This window comes from Paenibacillus sp. FSL R5-0407, from assembly GCF_038009185.1.
In the GTDB taxonomy this organism is placed as follows: domain Bacteria; phylum Bacillota; class Bacilli; order Paenibacillales; family Paenibacillaceae; genus Fontibacillus; species Fontibacillus vini.
In genome coordinates this window covers 739,577-755,352 of record NZ_JBBPAX010000002.1, presented here as the reverse complement: position 1 = coordinate 755,352, position 15,776 = coordinate 739,577, and the positions used below count along the sequence as shown (strand labels likewise).

The following is a 15,776-nucleotide window of genomic DNA, read 5'->3' as shown; positions in this document are numbered from 1 at the left end:
TCTTGAAAGCAAAGTCCGCCAGCCCTTGTGTGGCAAGCCTTTCCCTGATTTGAAGACAAATCGCCAAACCGCTATATTCAAGGCAGGAAGCGATTTCATGAAGAAGTTAGGGAGGGTTATGCATGTTTTTATTCGAAGCTATGCCTTGGTACTCCGTCCTGATGTGGTTTGTGGTGCTCGGAGGCTTAATGCTTGTGAATGAACTGGCGCGAATGAGTAAATGGGTTTCGATATTACTCTTTCTCGCTCTGCCGATTGTTCTAACCATTGCTGTTTGGCCAAATACGGCCGGAGAAGGTTCCAGCGTCGGCACCTGGTTTCATTGGGTGAAGGTCTATTCCGCACTGGCGGGCTGTCTCGGATTTATGGCTTTAAGGTATGTCAAAGGATGGGATAAGAACAAATATGTGTTGATGTTTCCGGCAATCATTCTGGCAGTTAATATTCTTGAAGCCGTAATCCGGGATTTTCAGGTATATCGTTTAAACGGTATCGTCGACGGCGTTATGATGATCGGCGGACCATGGAATATTATGAACGGAATTGCCGGGCTGCTGAACATTATTACGATCTCCGGCTGGATGGGGATTGTGGTCAGCAAGGGCCGGTCCAAGGATATGATCTGGCCGGATCAGCTCTGGTTTTGGATCATCGCTTATGATATTTGGAATTTCGCCTATGTGTATAACTGTGTATCCGACCATTCGTTCTACGCAGGGGCCGCACTGCTCATCTCCTGTACGATTCCGGCCTTCTTCTTTAAAAAGGGAGCATGGCTGCAGCATCGGGCTCAAACTCTGGCAATTTGGATGATGTTTACAATGTCCTTCCCGATGTTTGTCGGGGAATCCAAGTTTGCGGTTCAATCCTCTCACAGCGAAACGGCATTGTGGGTAGTGAGCGCTTTGTCGCTGGCTGCGAATATCGCGGTATTCGTTTACCATGTGTACAAAATCGCCAAGCATAAACGTAATCCGCTCAAAGTGGAAGTGTATACCGATTTGAAAGCCTACAAAGCGATTGCCGAGCAGAATTAAGGCTTCGGATCCGGCCTGCTCACTGTAAGGCTGGAGAAATAAGTCTCATCAAAAAGAGCCCCGCACCAGAATTTCCTGGTTCGGGGCTCTTGTCATAAGAGGTATTCGTTACAATGGCGGGTTGGTATGGCATTTGCGGCATACCGGATAATAGGACTCGTTGCCGCCGATCTGGATTTGCTCACCCGTATATACGGGTTTGCCGTCTTCGACGCGCAGGTTCATCGTTGCCTTCCGCGCACAGAACCAGCAGATGGTCTTCATTTCTTCGATTTTATCTGCATAAATGAGCAGTTGACGGCTGCCCTCAAACAAATGGTTCTGAAAATCGTTTTTCAAACCGAATGCCATGACCGGGATATCCAACTCATCGACGATCCGGACCAACTGGAGAATGCTGTCTTCGTTTAAAAACTGGCATTCGTCGATAAGGACGCAGTACAATTTGGGACTATGATCCCGCACGATTCCGAAAATATCGGTATCTTCGGCAATCGGAATCGCTTCTCTGCGAAGTCCGATCCGGGAGGAAACATATCCGACTTCATCCCGGTTGTCCAGGGCGGACGTGAAGATAAGAACCGGCTTGTTCTGCTCCTCGTAATTGTGGGCTACCTTCAAAATTTCAATCGATTTCCCGCTGTTCATCGCTCCATATTTAAAAAACAACTGTGCCAATGGGGACTTCCTCTCTGTATTCATATCGCTTGAAGCTTTATATACAAAACACAATTATTTTATCACAAAATGAACTAACGGTAAGCCGGTTACTATAGCTGGGATAATTTTCATGTTTATTTATTTTTATTCGTTTATACTTGAATTTGATAATGGCGTTTATATCAATTTTTGTTATTTAAAGGAGAGTTCTAGACATGAAGGCGATGAAGAGCGTATTAATCATGATTTGCCTGTTTTTAATGATTTCGGCCTTACCTGATCAATCTTTCGCAAAACAGGATTATGTGTTCAAAAAGGACACAGGTTTTTTCGGAAGTGATTTATTTGATGTCGCATATGGGAACGGTGTTTATGTTGCAGTTGGAGGAGATGGAGCGATCGTACGATCTGAGGATTCGGAAAAGTGGTATATTGTTTCCTCCGGTGTAACGAACCGTATCCTTTCTGTTACGTTTGGTAATGGCATGTTTGTGGCTGTCGGCGACCAGAATTTACTCCTGACTTCTACTGATGGAGTCAAGTGGAGTAAACAAACGCTAACCATTACCAAGAAGAATGTTCCAACCTGGACAGAGGCGAATAAAGGGGATTTCACCAAAAGTAAAGTGCAATCGAATACAAGCGTGATCTGGGACGGTCAGCAATTCGTTTTATTGACCCAAATGGATACCTATACCTTTAAACCAGATCCCATCTATCCTAAATCGTCTTATCGGGTCTATTCCCCCACCGGATATGCTTTCGTATCCACTTCCAAGGACGGAATGAACTGGAAAACGGCACAGATTTCTCCCTATGTCTATGACGCAAGCAAGCTCAAATACATAAATGGCATGTATTGTTTTTTTTCTAGATATGAAGTGCTGACCAGCAAAAATCTGGTGAATTGGAATCACTATGATCATACCTTTACGGATGCAACCTTTGGTCCGCAAGGTCTGGTAATCGTTTGGGGACGTATAGAAGGAATGCGCTCCAGGGTTGCTGCAATAAAAGCCAAATCTTTTCAGGGAGTCGATCTCGAAAAATCCAAAGATCTTTTGGATTGGTCGGATGCTTGGGGAGCGAATGCGTTGGATTATGTCAACGGCCGATATGTCATTAATGCTGATGGCGGAAATCTTCTAACCTCGACCGATGCTACAACGTGGAATGCCGTGAATATGTTCGATGGACCTGCAAGTTATCGGGAAGAGAGCATTGAGGATCCTAAGGATCTTACCATAAGTGATATTAACCCGGACCGAATCCAATTTTTTAAAACGATCTGGGATGGACATCAATATATTTCCGTAAGTTCTTTTGGCGGGATTTATACATCCGGGGATTTGAAAAAATTTAAAAAACAATATGTTGAGGGTGTCTCGTCATCCATTAGCTTGGACTTCTCAGGCATCGGCTACGAATCAGGAACCTATTACATTTATGGTTCGAATGGGTTATTTCTGACATCTCCGGATGCATTGAACTGGAAGAATCCATTTTATATCCCAAAACAGTACGTCGTGAAGAGCGCCAGTTACAACGGCAAGGATTTTGCCTTGGCAGCTGAAGAGGAAGACTGGAAATGGGCATCTATCATGAGCAATTATTTTTTGTCTATCTATAATAATGATAAGAATGCTCAGGATACAGGGGTCCCGGCCACCAAAATCATGTCTGAATTGGATCATCCGGTAGATGTAAAATGGGACGGACAGGCTTTTATCGCCAGAACGCATTACGGGGATAAATATAAGATTGAACCTGGCGTAAGCGGTTGGCAAGACATTAGTCCTCCCAATCCGCAAAGCCTTAAAGATGAACCAATTATTGTCAAAGGCAACAATCATACCGTGAAGTATCAGTATTTGGACGATAGCGCAACGATCATGCTATATTATCTTGAGAATGGCAAATGGATAAAGGCTCAGTTTCCGGCTTGGACAGAATACGAAAAATACTATTTGAGAAATCTGGATAATAACTCCAAGGAAGAAGACACACTTAGTGCAGTAATCTATGGAAACAATGAGTTCATGACAATAGGCGCGGGAGGATTGATACTGAGATCCGAAGACGGAAAGGTTTGGACCAAAGTCCATTCGGGCACTTCAGAATATTTGACCGGAATTATCTGGGACGGAAAACAATATATCATCGTTGGGAATAAAGGAACCTATCTGACTTGTACTCCGTAGAAATTTAATTATTCAGAAAAAGTACGTACCTTCAAACGGTGCGTGCTTTTTTTTTGAATAAGGTTTGGCTGAGAAGTTCATCTCGATTTGTACGGACTAGTTCGAGAAAAGTAAAGATTGAATATAATTAATTTACCTGTTAATCTACCATTGTTTTGCCGTAAGATTAGAGTATGCATAAATTAGGGAAAGCAATGAAACATAAGGAGATTATTCCACATGACTGTTGATAGGGAACATAAAGGGGCTTTACATAAAATGAACAACTCCAAGCTGCAGGGCGACTGCGAGAACTGCTTCGGCTTATGCTGTGTGGCGCTGCCATTTGCGGTATCGTCAGACTTTGCGGCCGATAAGGATGCGGGTACGCCATGCCCGAATCTGCAATCGGATTTCCGCTGCGGTGTTCATACGACCCTCCGGGACGGGGGCTTCCGCGGCTGCACGGTTTACGATTGCTTCGGCGCCGGGCAAAAAGTTTCCCAGGATACCTTCGGCGGGCAACATTGGCGCCAAGCTCCGGAATCGGCCAAGCAAATGTACGAAGTGTTTCCGGTGATGTGGCAGCTGCATGAGCTGCTTTGGTACCTGACGGAAGCCCTGATGATGCCAGCTGCGCAGTCCATTTACGGGGAGCTTCAGGCCGCGCTCGAGGAGACGCTGCGACTTACCGATTTGAGCCCGGACGAGCTGTTGCGGGTAGAGGTAGGGCTGCACCGGGCGGAGGTCAACTCACTGCTGCTGCAAACGAGCGAGCTGGTCCGGGGCGAAGCCCGCCGCCGGCACAAAGGCCCGCTGAATCCGCCCAAAAAGAAGCTGGGCCGGGGAGCGGATCTCATCGGGGCGAACCTGAAGGGAGCCGACATGAGATACGCCAACCTTCGCGGGGCTTATCTGATTGCGGCGGATCTTCGTGGAGCCGATTTACGAGCGGCTGACCTGATCGGAGCGGATTTCCGCGATGCGGACATCCGGGGCGCCGATCTTACCGGCAGTCTCTTCGTTACCCAGGTTCAGTTAAATGCGGCTAAGGGTGACGCCGCGACCAAGCTGCCTCCGGGACTTGAACGGCCGGGCCACTGGTCGGCATAGGTTATTCGCCGAGCGCATAGAAAAAAACAGGCATTCCCGCAAGCGGGATGCCTGTTTTTTGTTGAAATAAGTGCTATTTTTATAGCCCCAATCGCTGCCCCTTCTCGAGCCGTTGGATCTGCTGCTCACCGCTGTCCGCCATTTCGCGGAACTGGATGATCGTATCGCGCATCTTAGGCAGGGCTTCCTGCTTATAGGTACTGATCGAATCGAAGGCCGACAGCACATCGGCAAAGGCCTGCTTCAGCGTATCCACGGAAATGCTCGTTTCAAGCGATTGCTTCTGGATGGCAGCGCCTTGATCTTTCAGCATTCTTGATGTGCTGCTGATCAGTTGGTCCGTCGTTTGGTTCAGCAGCTCGATTTTCTTCAGAACGATTCGTTGATTGTATAGAGCGCTGGCGACCGTGACGGAAATCTTCAACGCGGAGACGGTCACGTTCTTGGCCCGGTCAACGCCACGAATCAGCTCCTTGTTATTGCGGATGACGACCTCGATCGCCATAATGCCTTGCTGGTTCACGACCAGCATTTGCTGCAGGTCCATGACACGCTGGCGGAGAGGGAACAACACTTCCTCCGTAATGAACCGGATTTTATCCTCGGATTCCTGCCGTTGTTTGGCGGTTTCAAGTTGGTTCTCGATCTCCGTATCCATCAGCATGCCGAGCTGTATTTCCTTTTGCAGCTTTTTCGTCAACTCGCGCAAAGCCTGCTGTTCGAATTCCAGGGTCGTATTATCATTTTTTAAAGTGGACTTGCCCTTATCAAGCGACACAATGATATCGGAGATAACGGCATCCGCCTTCTCAAACTTGGCAAAATAGCTCCGGAGCGGGTTGAATATTTTGCCCAGGAATCCGGTTTTGGCAAAATCGACTACGCTGGGATCCAGATCTTTGAGCTGAAGGTGCAGCTCCGTCAAGCCCTTGGCGACTTGGCCGCCGTCATCCCCGGTTTTGGACAGTTTGCCTACGGACACCTGCAACAAGGAGTTCTTCTCGGAGGAAGACTTCATCGTATTCATACCGAAGCTATCGATGGAATGCAGGATTTCTTTGCGCTTCTCCAAAGATTCGATATCAAGCTCCAAAATAGCGTTGACGTTATTCGAAGCCAAAAGCTGGAGCTCCGACACCTCTTCCGGTTCAGGCTGGACCTGCTCCTCGATTGCGTTTTTCAATTGCTCGGGACTTACGACTTCCATGCTGAATGCTGACAATAAAAACCCCTCCTCGAATTCAATATAATTACATCTGAACGTTGAGCAAATTGCCGATCTTGTATACTACATCGTCCGTATCCGCATTGATGCTGGCCGCCTCGTTAATGCTCGAAATGCTTTCAAGCGCTTTGATGTTGGCGTTGTACCCGATCGTGTAAATCGGGATTTTATAATTTTCAATCAATCCTCTGATATCTTTGAGCGAATGGCCTTCATTGGTCTCCCCATCACTTAATACAAAGATCAGCGGCTTCACGTCCGGGTTTGCAGCCAATTCATCCTGCAGCATTTTAATGGCTACTACAATACCGTCAAACGTCGCCGTTCCCCCGCCGGCCTGCAGGCTGTTAATCGCGCCGACGAACATGGACTGTTGATTCGTGTCGTACTTCCCGATCGGAAGATTGATCGTTACATTGTCGGCATAAGATACGAAACCGATGCTATTGTCCCGTCCCAAATACTTTTGTCCCGTTAATAATGATTCCTTCAGACGATTCAGCGGTTCGCCGTCCATGCTCCCAGAGACATCCGCTACGAATACCGCGGCGATCGGCTTGTTTCCGTCCTTTTTCTCTTTCCACAGCTTCTGGGCGGAGGAGAGGAGGGTGCCGTCAACGGCCGGAACCTCGGAACGATAATTTTCAAGCTCATTAAAGCCTTTGTCTTTAGCCAGCTTCTGATATTTCTCTTGCCCGGCAAAATCGGCAAACTGCTTGATGATTTCCTGTTTGTCTGCGGAGAGATCCCCAAGCGCATAAAGCGGGCTGTCATGTCTCACGCCAAAGGGGGTGAATACATATCCGCTTTTGAAATCCGCTGCGTTGAGGTAGGTCTGGTACTCTAAAACAAAAGCATCCAGCATCCCCGTTTTGGCGGCTTCACGCATTTGCAGCGTAGTGGAGGCGATGAACGGTACGTTCGCCTGGAATTTTTCAAAACCCTGTACAGCTTTATCGCCAAGCAGGTCGGAGCTGTCAAACGTCCCGAGCGCAGTCACCAGGAAGTTCAATCCTGTCGAGCTGGCAAAAGGATCGGTGTAACCCATGGACAGTTCATTGCCTGCGATCGCATCCGTAATGGTTTTGATATTGACGGAGCCGTAATTATCCACCAGTTCATCATATTTGGCCTTGCTCGATACGATGCCTGCGACATTCCCGACCAGTCGCTCCGTGACTAATTCGGCTTTGATTCCTTGAGCCTTGACCATTTCACCCCACAGCTCATTGGACGGAGTGAAGGCATCCGGAACATATTTGCCGGATTTGATGTAATCCGTCGCGGTCCCGGAAGCGATATTTCGTATCTTGACGGAGACCTGGCTTCCGTTCACCGTGATTTTCGCTTTGTTGAAGTCCTCCGCCACCTCGTTCAGCCATCCGTCGATTCCGGTGCCCGATTTTTCAGGTGAAGAGAAGATTTCCACAAAGCTGTCCGTCGTGTTCTCTACCGATATGGGAAACTTGGAGATATCGGGCAAAGAGTCGCCGACATTGACTGGATCCAGGTCGATCTGACCCTTAAGCGGTTCTGCAGAAGAGACCGAAATGTTTTTGTACATTTTATCCAGCTTTTTAGCCGCATCTTCGGTAGTGATCTCAGTCTGGGATTTCCCCAGATTAGACGTTAAAGTGATTCCAAAATAGACGAGCGCAAAAACCGCCGCAGCGATGATTGCCAACACCAGAAATGCCTTACCCTTCTTTGCCATTCTCATCTCCCTTTCATTGCTTATAAAATTTAGTTTGATTAATGAGTGCGTCAATTTCCTTCATGCAGGGCATATCCTCGATCTCTTTATAATCCGCGCTTCCCAATTGGGCCATTTCGAGCAGCAGCTTATCGAGCTTGAGTAAAATTTCTTCGTTTGCGCCGAGATACCCGGATACAAAGTCCAAATACTCGTTGTATAGCTTAGTCTTTTCCTGTACCAGCTTATTGGAGAACCTTCCTGAATTTTGCTCGGCGGCAAAGGCGGAAAATTCCGAAGCATCGAAAACGCCGAGTTTATTCAGAATGCCCCTTACATTAAGATAGAACAGCTTTTCGACTTCAAAAATGACGGATTTGAACTTCTGGTAGCTTAATTCGGTTGGATCGAATCGCTGGCTCAGCACATCCAGCAAGGTGTTCCTTTTCTTGTCGATTCTGTCCAGTTGATCCAAGGCAAGAAGGATATCTTTCTTCAGCACCTTGATATCCCTGTAATGATAGAGAGCGTTTATGTAATCCTCATGACTTTGTATGTCCTTTACGGGAGGAGGGGCAGAGGTCTTAAACAGCAAGACATAACTCCCATAAATAAGCACAAGGAAACTGATTACCAGCAAGGTTACGCCGAATGCGGTTTGGATCACGGTATCTCCACCGATCTGGACCCCCAATAACCCGGGTGATAAAACTACAATGTTCAGGAGCACCACACCGACAATTAGTCCTAGCAGTTTAAATAATCTCGAATTGTTCAAATTCACACCTCCCTCGATAGTACATAAAGTATTCCTGCCATTTCGCGCACGTTCAGATGACCGAAAGGCTCTTTGTGCTAATTTTATCAGATAATCACTGCGGGGTCCCAGATGTTTCTAATTTAGATCGATAAAAATGTTGCTATTTCTGAGTTATTACGGATGTACCATGGAAATTGTTTCAAAAATGTACGTTTCGGGATTCTCATGCTAATTCTTCCTGTTAGGTCAAAAGCATTAATTTTTACTATAAACCACCCTCTATAACTGCACTCTCCAAAATTTCTTTTATAATAGGTTTAATCATTAATGAATTGCTATATAAGTGACGAAAGAGGAGGACCAGAGATGAGCGAGGAGCTGGAGATAACTACAGGCTGGGATGCCATTGATCAAGAGGTGGTCAAGATCTATGGGGACCAGGAGCCAAAGCATTACGGAACGCTAATTTCTTATGCGTTGGGCGGGCCGGATCCCTTGGACGGAATTAGTGCGTATAAGGCGGAAGAGCCGGTTCCTCATTGGCATTTCGTGACTTATGGATTTACAGAATTGTACGAAAAAGAATCGGAGCATGCGGAAGACAGCGGATACGGCTTTGAATTGACTTTTCGACTGGTCCGGGACACCGAGGAAGAGGAGCCGCCAGGATGGGCGCTGAATCTGCTTCAAAATATGGGGAGATACGTGTTTAACAGCGGCAACGTCTTTAGAGCGGGGGATTATTTGGACGCTAACGGCCCTATATGCATGGATGCCGACACGAAGCTGACCGCGCTGGCCTTTGTGGAGGATCCACAGCTTCCGAATATAGATACGCCGAACGGCCGCGTGGAGTTCTTGCAGATGGTTGGAATTACGGGCGATGAGCTGGAGGCGATGCAGACCTGGAATACATTGGGGGTTCTCTCAACCGGACTTACGTATCTGCCTAAATACATAACCGATCTGACACGGGAATCGTTGCTTGAGGTTCCCGCCATAGCAGAGGAAGTACAGGCTGGAATGGAACGGGACGGCTCTAATACCGGTTTTCTGTTTGTTGACCAGCTCGGTTTCGAGCCGGGGAAAAAGGGACTCTTTAGCAAGACCCCGGCCACGTTGAAAATAGGGGCGAAGCAAGCCGAAATTGTCGGTAAATTGCTCCGGGGACGTATTTTGAAAGGCAAAAAGTTAAGTCTTGTCGGCCCCGACGTCCGGGTCGTATTCACGCCCGGGGAAGCATCGGGATATGAAACCGGCGCCGACAACGAAATCACTTTCAGCTTGGATGATAATGCGGCCGCGGAGCTCTCCGGCAAACTAATCCCCAAAGAGTGCCGGTTTGACCTGACCTCCTTAAAAGGAGTAGCCGTACAAATCTTAAAAACACATATTACCGATCAGGACGGAAACGTAGCTCATACGATCGGTTGAGGAGAAATCGAAGGGGAGAGTCATAAAAGGGCTCTCCCTTTTTTTATTTTTCGTAATCTTTGTAACGAATTCCGGTTAGGCCGGTCATATAGTCGTGAGGATGTGAAGGCGTGGCTGATTTCGATTTTGAAAAGATCTATCATCTGTATTTTCGCGATGTGTACCTATTCGTGTATTCATTAAGCCGGAACGAGGCGTTGTCGGAAGAAGTTACCCAAGAGACGTTTTTTAAGGCACTGAAAAGCATCGATAGCTTTAAGGGAAACTGCAAGCTCAGCGTCTGGCTTTGCCAAATCGCCAAGAACACTTACTTTGCCCATCTCGACAAGCAAAAACGTTATGCCCCGGAACCGGAAGACGCTGTAGCAAGCGCGGCAAACCCGGAAGAAACGCTGCTGAAAACGGACGAGACCATGAGAATCCACCGGGCGTTGCGTAAGCTGAAGGAACCTTACAAAGAGGTGTTTACCTTGAGAGTGTTCGGAGAGTTGTCTTTTGCTCAGATCGGCGGGTTGTTTGAAAAAAGCGAAGGCTGGGCGAGAGTGACTTTTTATCGGGCGAAACAGAAGATTCAGGAACTCTTGAAGGAGGGGTCATGAACATGAACATGAACATGAACATGAATAAGAACAAAGTCCACGATGATATCATCAGAGATCTGCTGCCCTTGTATATTGATAAGGTGTGCAGCAAAGAAACCGAAGCCCTGGTTAAAGCCCATTTGGAGGTATCCGAGTCCCTCCGCGAAGAGCTGGACAAAATGCAGGCCGACCTGCAAATTCCAAGGGAAGAAGGGGAGTCAAACCGTAAAGATGTAGAGGCGATGAAGGAGATTTCGCGGTTTTGGAACCGTTCAAAATGGAGAGCTTTTCTGAAGGGAGCGGTTATTTCCGGATTGGCTTGCGGCGTATTGCTGTTAGGTTACGTCGGCCTATTCCGCTGGAACATCATTCCCGTTCCTTCCAATGTCATCGCGATCTCGGATGTCAGCCGGCTGGAGAACGGAAAAATAGCGTATCATATCGCTCTGACCGACGGGTATGAATCCAACTTCTCCAAATTCGAAATGGCCGAGGACGGGAATGTTTATATTGTTCCTTACCGTCCCATCATCAAAACCAAGGCAAAGGTAAAAATTGCAGTAAGTTATTACAGTGCCATGAATGAAATGGACTATTTTTACAAGGAGAAATACGGTGAAGATAGAGAGATGGAGGCATTGTACTACGGCAAACCGGAGGACAGCATATTGGTCTGGAAAAAGGGGATGGAGGTTCCGGCTGCCAGCGATAAGGTGGAGGCTTGGTTTAACCCCCAGTAACCAAATTTAGGTATTTACTCATATTGCCTAGATAGAAAAAAATAGGTATAATCTCCCTGGATTATCTTGGATTTTAATTAATTAATTTTAGGAGGGTATATTCAATTGAAAAATAAGGTTACTGTCGCACTGATTGCTTCAGCCATGCTGGGTTGTCTGGGGACGGGCGTTTATGCCGGTTCTAATTTGCAGGAGATTAAAGCTTACTTGAATCCCGGAATCAAGTTCAAGGTTGACGGCCATCCCGTGCAACTGACGAACAGCAGCGGGGCGGTAATTACTCCGATTATTTATGACAATAATACATATTTACCTGTCCGCTCCATCTCTAATCTATTGGGTGTCACTGTGAATTTCGACGCAAAAAGTAATACGGTCGAGCTGGGTGAACAAACCGAAGGAGTCTCTATTGCCAAAGGTTTTGATTCTTCCTATCATACCAAGGATCCGAAGGTGACGATTTATAACGGTAAAGATTACAAGGACGTCTTCTTCGATAACGGGAGCGGCAGCCGCGGCAGTTCGTTCATGCTGTATCCGGAAGGAAAATACCAAAAGCTGTACATTCAAGTTGCGGCCATTGGAGAAGATCTCAAGGAGTTTACAATTCAGGATAGCGATACCGATACTGTGTTGAAAAAACAGGACGTAAGAGTGGAAGACGGCCTGGTAACGATTGAGGCGGATATTTCGGGAGTTAAGGCATTGTATGTTCATGGCGATGCTAAAAGCGGAGGTTCCGTATTCATCCCGTTGACGACTTCTTACTATAAATAAAGCCGAGTTGAGGCCAAGGAGAAATAAGGGTTTAAAATATTTAAGAACCGTCAGGGGAATATCCCTGGCGGTTTTTTTAATCAAAGGCATAGGCACCGCACTTTAAAAATACTGGAATACTTTTCCTCCGCGCATACTTCCATTATAATTGTGTTATCAGTTACGGGGCGGGAAGCAGGTACATAGTGCGGAGACTATGAATTGTGAAGACTTGTAATTGGTGAAAACGTTTGCACAACTGAACGGAGGAAAAACAGATGGTCAAAAACTGGATTTATAAGTTAAGTTGCTTGGGACTTGCCGCATTATTCATGTTAGCGCTCACAGGTTGTAATGAAAAACAGGAGCCAACCGCGGTCCAGCCTTCGCCAACCCTGAAGGAAAATGCTGCTCCTGATGAGACCAAAGGTACAGTGAGCATAGAAAAGCTTGGGGAACGGAGAATCTTTGTTTACCTGCCGCCTGGTTATGAAACCAGTGAAGACCGTTATCCGGTAGTGTATATGAACGACGGGCGGAATGTGTTCAATACCGGCACCAGCTCTTTCAACAAAGAGTGGCTGGTTGACAAGAAGGTTGACGAGCTTGTTAGCGACGGCAATTTGGAGAAGGTGATTGTAATTGCAGTCGATGCAGGTGAAGGCTCAGACCGGGGGAATGAGTATGTCCCCTTCCCTAATGATTCTATCCCTTCGGATGGAAAAGGGGCGGAGGAATTTACCCGTTTTTTTCTTGAAAGCGTTATTCCCTTTGCGGATTCAACATACAGAACGATCCCGGACAGGGACCACCGTATGATTATGGGATCGTCATTTGGCGGAGTACAGGCGTTCTGGATGGGGTATCACCATCCCGAGACTTTTTCGATGATCGGTGCGATGTCTGTCTCCACATGGGTAGCTAACGGGAATGCTTATGAAGAGTGGAGACAAGAAACCGGGAAGCCGGATGTGAAGATTTGGCTGGACATGGGCGCGGAGGAAGAAATGGCAATTGACCCTCTGGTAGATTTACTTTTGTCGAAGGGATTTAAATATGGACAGGATTTATTTTTTCTGATGGATCCTGCGGGTACGCATGACGAGATTTTCTGGTCCAAACGAGTACATAATCCGCTTATCATGTTCGCCGGAAAGACACCCGGTCAAGCCGTTAAGCTGGAGGTAAGCGACTATATGTCTATTTCATGGATGGGGGAATCGTTTCCCCGCCTCAATCCGGTAGCTACTATGGACAATGGAATGGAATATTCCGTATCCTCCCAAGCCTCATATAAGGTGCTGAATCCCGAGGCAGGCCAGGTGGATCCATCAGGAATGGTGACCTTTTTGAAGAAGGAAGACTTGACTGTGGAAGTGACCTATCAAGGTATAACCCAGTTGTATGAGATCGAAAATGATCGCTAAATCTATTTTTTATTGTAACGGGAAAAAGTGAGGTAACCTGTCGACTAAGAAATAGGCATCCTCCGGTTAATCGGAGAATGCCCTTCGCTAGCACAAGTTGCCCTTCTTTGGGCGGGAATCGGCGATTTCCGCCTTAATGCTCTTTCTTTAATAGCAGGTAAAGAAAATAAGGGGTACCGATAAAAGCAACCATGATCCCTGCTGCGATGCCGTTCGGCTCCGACAGATTGCGGCCAATCGTATCGGCAAGCAGGAGCAGCCAACCGCCGATCAGAATGGATACCGGCACAAACTGCTGATGTCTTGGACCTACCAGGGCTCTGGCGATATGCGGCGCCATTAGCCCAATAAACGAGATGCCTCCGGTAACCGAAACGGCCGAAGCCGCCAGAGCCACCGCAGACAATATCAGCAGAATCCGGTCCTTCTGAACCTTTACGCCAGCTCCGATCGCCGTGGGCTCATTCAAAGCGAGCAAATTCATGGCTCTGGACTTGAACAGTACATAAGGAACAAGAATAACCAACCAGGGAAGCAAGGCCAGAACAAACGGCCAATCCGTCCCCCAAACGTTACCGGCCAGCCATTTGGAGATAAAGTCTACCTTTGTCCGGTCTACCGAGGAGATGAGGAAGATCATAAGACCGGATAGAGCCAAAGAAAATCCTACGCCGGTAATGACCAGCAGGATCGGCTGAACGCCTTCCCCGCGTTTATAGGAGAACAGATAGATCAGGATGGCGGTTACCAAGGCCCCGACAAACGCCACAAGCGGAATTACGTAAATAAACGATTCAACATGGATCGGCGCAAACAGGAAAAAGACAGTGACGCCAACTCCGGCTCCCGCATTAATGCCAATGATCCCCGGATCGGCCAGATCATTGCGGGTAATGCCCTGCAGAATGGCCCCGGATAAAGCAAGCGACATCCCCGACAGCAACGTAATCAGCATTCGCGGCAGACGGATCGAATACAAGACGAAATGGTCTTCGAATGACCCGTGGCCGAATAGGGTAGGAAGTAACCTGTCATACGACACAGGAGACGAACCGATGCCAAGCCCGATCACGATTGTGGCGAGGGTAAGCAGAACGAGAAGGACGACGACAACGGGTTGTTTGCGAAGGAACATAACGGTGTTCATGACAATGGTCGCACCCCTTTACGAACAATGAACAGGAAAAAGGGTAGACCCAGTATGCTTACAATCGCGGCGACCGACACTTCAAACGGCGCATTGATCATCCTGCTCAGCGTATCGGCAAACAGCATAAAGGTGCCGCCAACGACCCCGGAAAGCGGCAGAATCGTTCGATAATCAGTTCCGGCGAACACTCGTACAAGATGGGGGATCATCAGGCCGATAAATGCCAGATTGCCGACGAGGGCGACCGCGGCTCCCGCCAGTAGAGTAATCAGCACGTAAAGCACAATTTTGACTCGCGTAGTTTTTAGACCAAGCCCGACGGCCGTTCCTTCATTCAGGCTAAGGATCGTAAGCTGACGGGACAGCAGGATCGCGGCGATGAGGGAAAGCGCGATCACCGGGGCAATCGCTTCAATTTGTCCCCAGGTTGTGCCGATCAGTCCGCCGGACGTCCACATCGAAACGTTCTTGGAAATTTTGTATTTAAGACTGATGCCATCCGCTACTGCGGCAAGCAGGGCCGAAACCGCAGAACCGGCCAGAACCATACGCAGCGGGGACATATTCTGCCGCCGTAGGGCGGCGATTCCGAATACCAGCATGACGCCCACGGCTGCGCCGATAAAACAGGCCACCATCGTACCGAAATAACCGACAGCCGGCATAAACGCAAAGGTAGCGGCCAGCGCCGCATTTGCGCCGGAAGTTAGGCCGAGCAGCCCGGGATCGGCGAGCGGGTTTCGGGTCAAGCCTTGCATGATCGCACCGGCAACGGCCAGAGCGGAGCCGACCAGGATGCCGCCAACTTCCCGGGGAAGCCTCAGTTCCCGGATGACGGATATATCGTCACCTGTTGCGTTCGGGTTGCTAATGGCGCTCCAGATATCTGCGAGCGAGACACTTTTTGCGCCCAGCATGACCGCCAGGGCAAACATGACCATAAACATAATCAAGCTGACGAACAGCTTAAACGCAAAAGATTTTGCCGACTTTTGCGAAGGTTGATTCTGCATCACTATC

At 47.9% G+C, this 15,776-nt stretch carries 14 protein-coding genes; 8 read left to right on the top strand and 6 right to left on the bottom strand.

Annotated features, from left to right (window positions below; all coding sequences use genetic code 11):
* The first annotated feature begins 122 nt into the window (after positions 1 to 122).
* Positions 123 to 1,037: a DUF5692 family protein gene (locus NYE70_RS22495; protein WP_290408656.1), complete on the top strand. Its 915-nt coding sequence runs from the start codon at positions 123 to 125 to the stop codon at positions 1,035 to 1,037.
* Between the two features lie 108 nt (positions 1,038 to 1,145).
* On the opposite strand, the gene NYE70_RS22490 is transcribed toward NYE70_RS22495, so the two are convergent.
* Positions 1,146 to 1,715, bottom strand: a complete 570-nt coding sequence (locus NYE70_RS22490) for a thymidine kinase (RefSeq protein ID WP_211026213.1) — start codon at positions 1,713 to 1,715, stop codon at positions 1,146 to 1,148.
* Positions 1,716 to 1,912: 197 nt separating this feature from the next.
* Between NYE70_RS22490 and NYE70_RS22485 the strand changes: the two genes are divergently transcribed.
* Both NYE70_RS22485 and NYE70_RS22480 read left to right on the top strand, forming a co-directional pair.
* Positions 1,913 to 3,898 carry a hypothetical protein gene (locus NYE70_RS22485; RefSeq protein ID WP_341048322.1) on the top strand — a complete coding sequence of 662 codons (1,986 nt, stop codon included), beginning with the start codon at positions 1,913 to 1,915 and terminating at the stop codon, positions 3,896 to 3,898.
* 219 nt (positions 3,899 to 4,117) lie between these two features.
* Entirely contained in the window at positions 4,118 to 4,990 is an 873-nt protein-coding gene (locus NYE70_RS22480) for a pentapeptide repeat-containing protein (RefSeq protein WP_341048319.1), read from the top strand.
* 79 nt (positions 4,991 to 5,069) lie between these two features.
* Here NYE70_RS22480 and NYE70_RS22475 read toward each other — a convergent pair whose 3' ends face one another.
* The 3 genes from NYE70_RS22475 to NYE70_RS22465 are packed head-to-tail and all read right to left on the bottom strand — an operon-like array spanning position 5,070 to position 8,692.
* Positions 5,070 to 6,197: a toxic anion resistance protein gene (locus NYE70_RS22475; RefSeq protein WP_341048952.1), complete on the bottom strand. Its 1,128-nt coding sequence runs from the start codon at positions 6,195 to 6,197 to the stop codon at positions 5,070 to 5,072.
* A gap of 43 nt (positions 6,198 to 6,240) precedes the next feature.
* The gene (locus NYE70_RS22470; RefSeq protein WP_211026217.1) at positions 6,241 to 7,929 is read right to left on the bottom strand and encodes a vWA domain-containing protein; all 1,689 of its coding nucleotides are present in this window, start codon (positions 7,927 to 7,929) and stop codon (positions 6,241 to 6,243) included.
* 13 nt (positions 7,930 to 7,942) lie between these two features.
* Positions 7,943 to 8,692: a hypothetical protein gene (locus NYE70_RS22465; RefSeq protein ID WP_341048316.1), complete on the bottom strand. Its 750-nt coding sequence runs from the start codon at positions 8,690 to 8,692 to the stop codon at positions 7,943 to 7,945.
* A gap of 342 nt (positions 8,693 to 9,034) precedes the next feature.
* On the opposite strand from NYE70_RS22465, the gene NYE70_RS22460 reads away from it, so the two are divergent.
* From NYE70_RS22460 to NYE70_RS22440, 5 genes are all read left to right on the top strand, one after another.
* Entirely contained in the window at positions 9,035 to 10,102 is a 1,068-nt protein-coding gene (locus NYE70_RS22460) for a suppressor of fused domain protein (RefSeq protein WP_341048315.1), read from the top strand.
* Between the two features lie 110 nt (positions 10,103 to 10,212).
* The gene (locus NYE70_RS22455) at positions 10,213 to 10,701 is read left to right on the top strand and encodes an RNA polymerase sigma factor (RefSeq protein WP_341048313.1); all 489 of its coding nucleotides are present in this window, start codon (positions 10,213 to 10,215) and stop codon (positions 10,699 to 10,701) included.
* 2 nt (positions 10,702 to 10,703) lie between these two features.
* Positions 10,704 to 11,423, top strand: a complete 720-nt coding sequence (locus NYE70_RS22450) for a zf-HC2 domain-containing protein (RefSeq protein WP_341048312.1) — start codon at positions 10,704 to 10,706, stop codon at positions 11,421 to 11,423.
* A 105-nt stretch (positions 11,424 to 11,528) separates the two neighbouring features.
* Complete coding sequence (locus NYE70_RS22445) at positions 11,529 to 12,200, top strand: stalk domain-containing protein (RefSeq protein WP_341048311.1); 672 nt, start codon at positions 11,529 to 11,531, stop codon at positions 12,198 to 12,200.
* A gap of 257 nt (positions 12,201 to 12,457) precedes the next feature.
* Positions 12,458 to 13,606, top strand: coding sequence for an alpha/beta hydrolase (locus tag NYE70_RS22440; RefSeq protein ID WP_341048309.1), 1,149 nt, complete (start codon positions 12,458 to 12,460; stop codon positions 13,604 to 13,606).
* A gap of 133 nt (positions 13,607 to 13,739) precedes the next feature.
* Here NYE70_RS22440 and NYE70_RS22435 read toward each other — a convergent pair whose 3' ends face one another.
* Positions 13,740 to 14,753, bottom strand: coding sequence for a FecCD family ABC transporter permease (locus NYE70_RS22435; RefSeq protein WP_341048306.1), 1,014 nt, complete (start codon positions 14,751 to 14,753; stop codon positions 13,740 to 13,742).
* A complete protein-coding gene (locus tag NYE70_RS22430; RefSeq protein WP_341048305.1) occupies positions 14,750 to 15,769 on the bottom strand; it encodes a FecCD family ABC transporter permease in 1,020 nt (339 codons plus the stop codon). The genes NYE70_RS22435 and NYE70_RS22430 overlap by 4 nt, the downstream gene beginning before the upstream one ends.
* Positions 15,770 to 15,776: the final 7 nt, after the last annotated feature.

Excerpts from the sequence above, each read along its gene's own strand:
- NYE70_RS22460 (WP_341048315.1), top strand. The coding sequence starts at position 9,035 with ATGAGCGAGGAGCTGGAGATAACTACAGGCTGGGATGCCATTGATCAA.
- NYE70_RS22480 (WP_341048319.1), top strand. The coding sequence starts at position 4,118 with ATGACTGTTGATAGGGAACATAAAGGGGCTTTACATAAAATGAACAAC.
- NYE70_RS22485 (WP_341048322.1), top strand. The coding sequence starts at position 1,913 with ATGAAGGCGATGAAGAGCGTATTAATCATGATTTGCCTGTTTTTAATG.
- NYE70_RS22470 (WP_211026217.1), bottom strand. The coding sequence starts at position 7,929 with ATGGCAAAGAAGGGTAAGGCATTTCTGGTGTTGGCAATCATCGCTGCG.
- NYE70_RS22430 (WP_341048305.1), bottom strand. The coding sequence starts at position 15,769 with ATGCAGAATCAACCTTCGCAAAAGTCGGCAAAATCTTTTGCGTTTAAG.
- NYE70_RS22475 (WP_341048952.1), bottom strand. The coding sequence starts at position 6,197 with ATGGAAGTCGTAAGTCCCGAGCAATTGAAAAACGCAATCGAGGAGCAG.
- NYE70_RS22495 (WP_290408656.1), top strand. The coding sequence starts at position 123 with ATGTTTTTATTCGAAGCTATGCCTTGGTACTCCGTCCTGATGTGGTTT.
- NYE70_RS22440 (WP_341048309.1), top strand. The coding sequence starts at position 12,458 with ATGGTCAAAAACTGGATTTATAAGTTAAGTTGCTTGGGACTTGCCGCA.
- NYE70_RS22450 (WP_341048312.1), top strand. The coding sequence starts at position 10,704 with ATGAACATGAACATGAACATGAATAAGAACAAAGTCCACGATGATATC.
- NYE70_RS22435 (WP_341048306.1), bottom strand. The coding sequence starts at position 14,753 with ATGAACACCGTTATGTTCCTTCGCAAACAACCCGTTGTCGTCGTCCTT.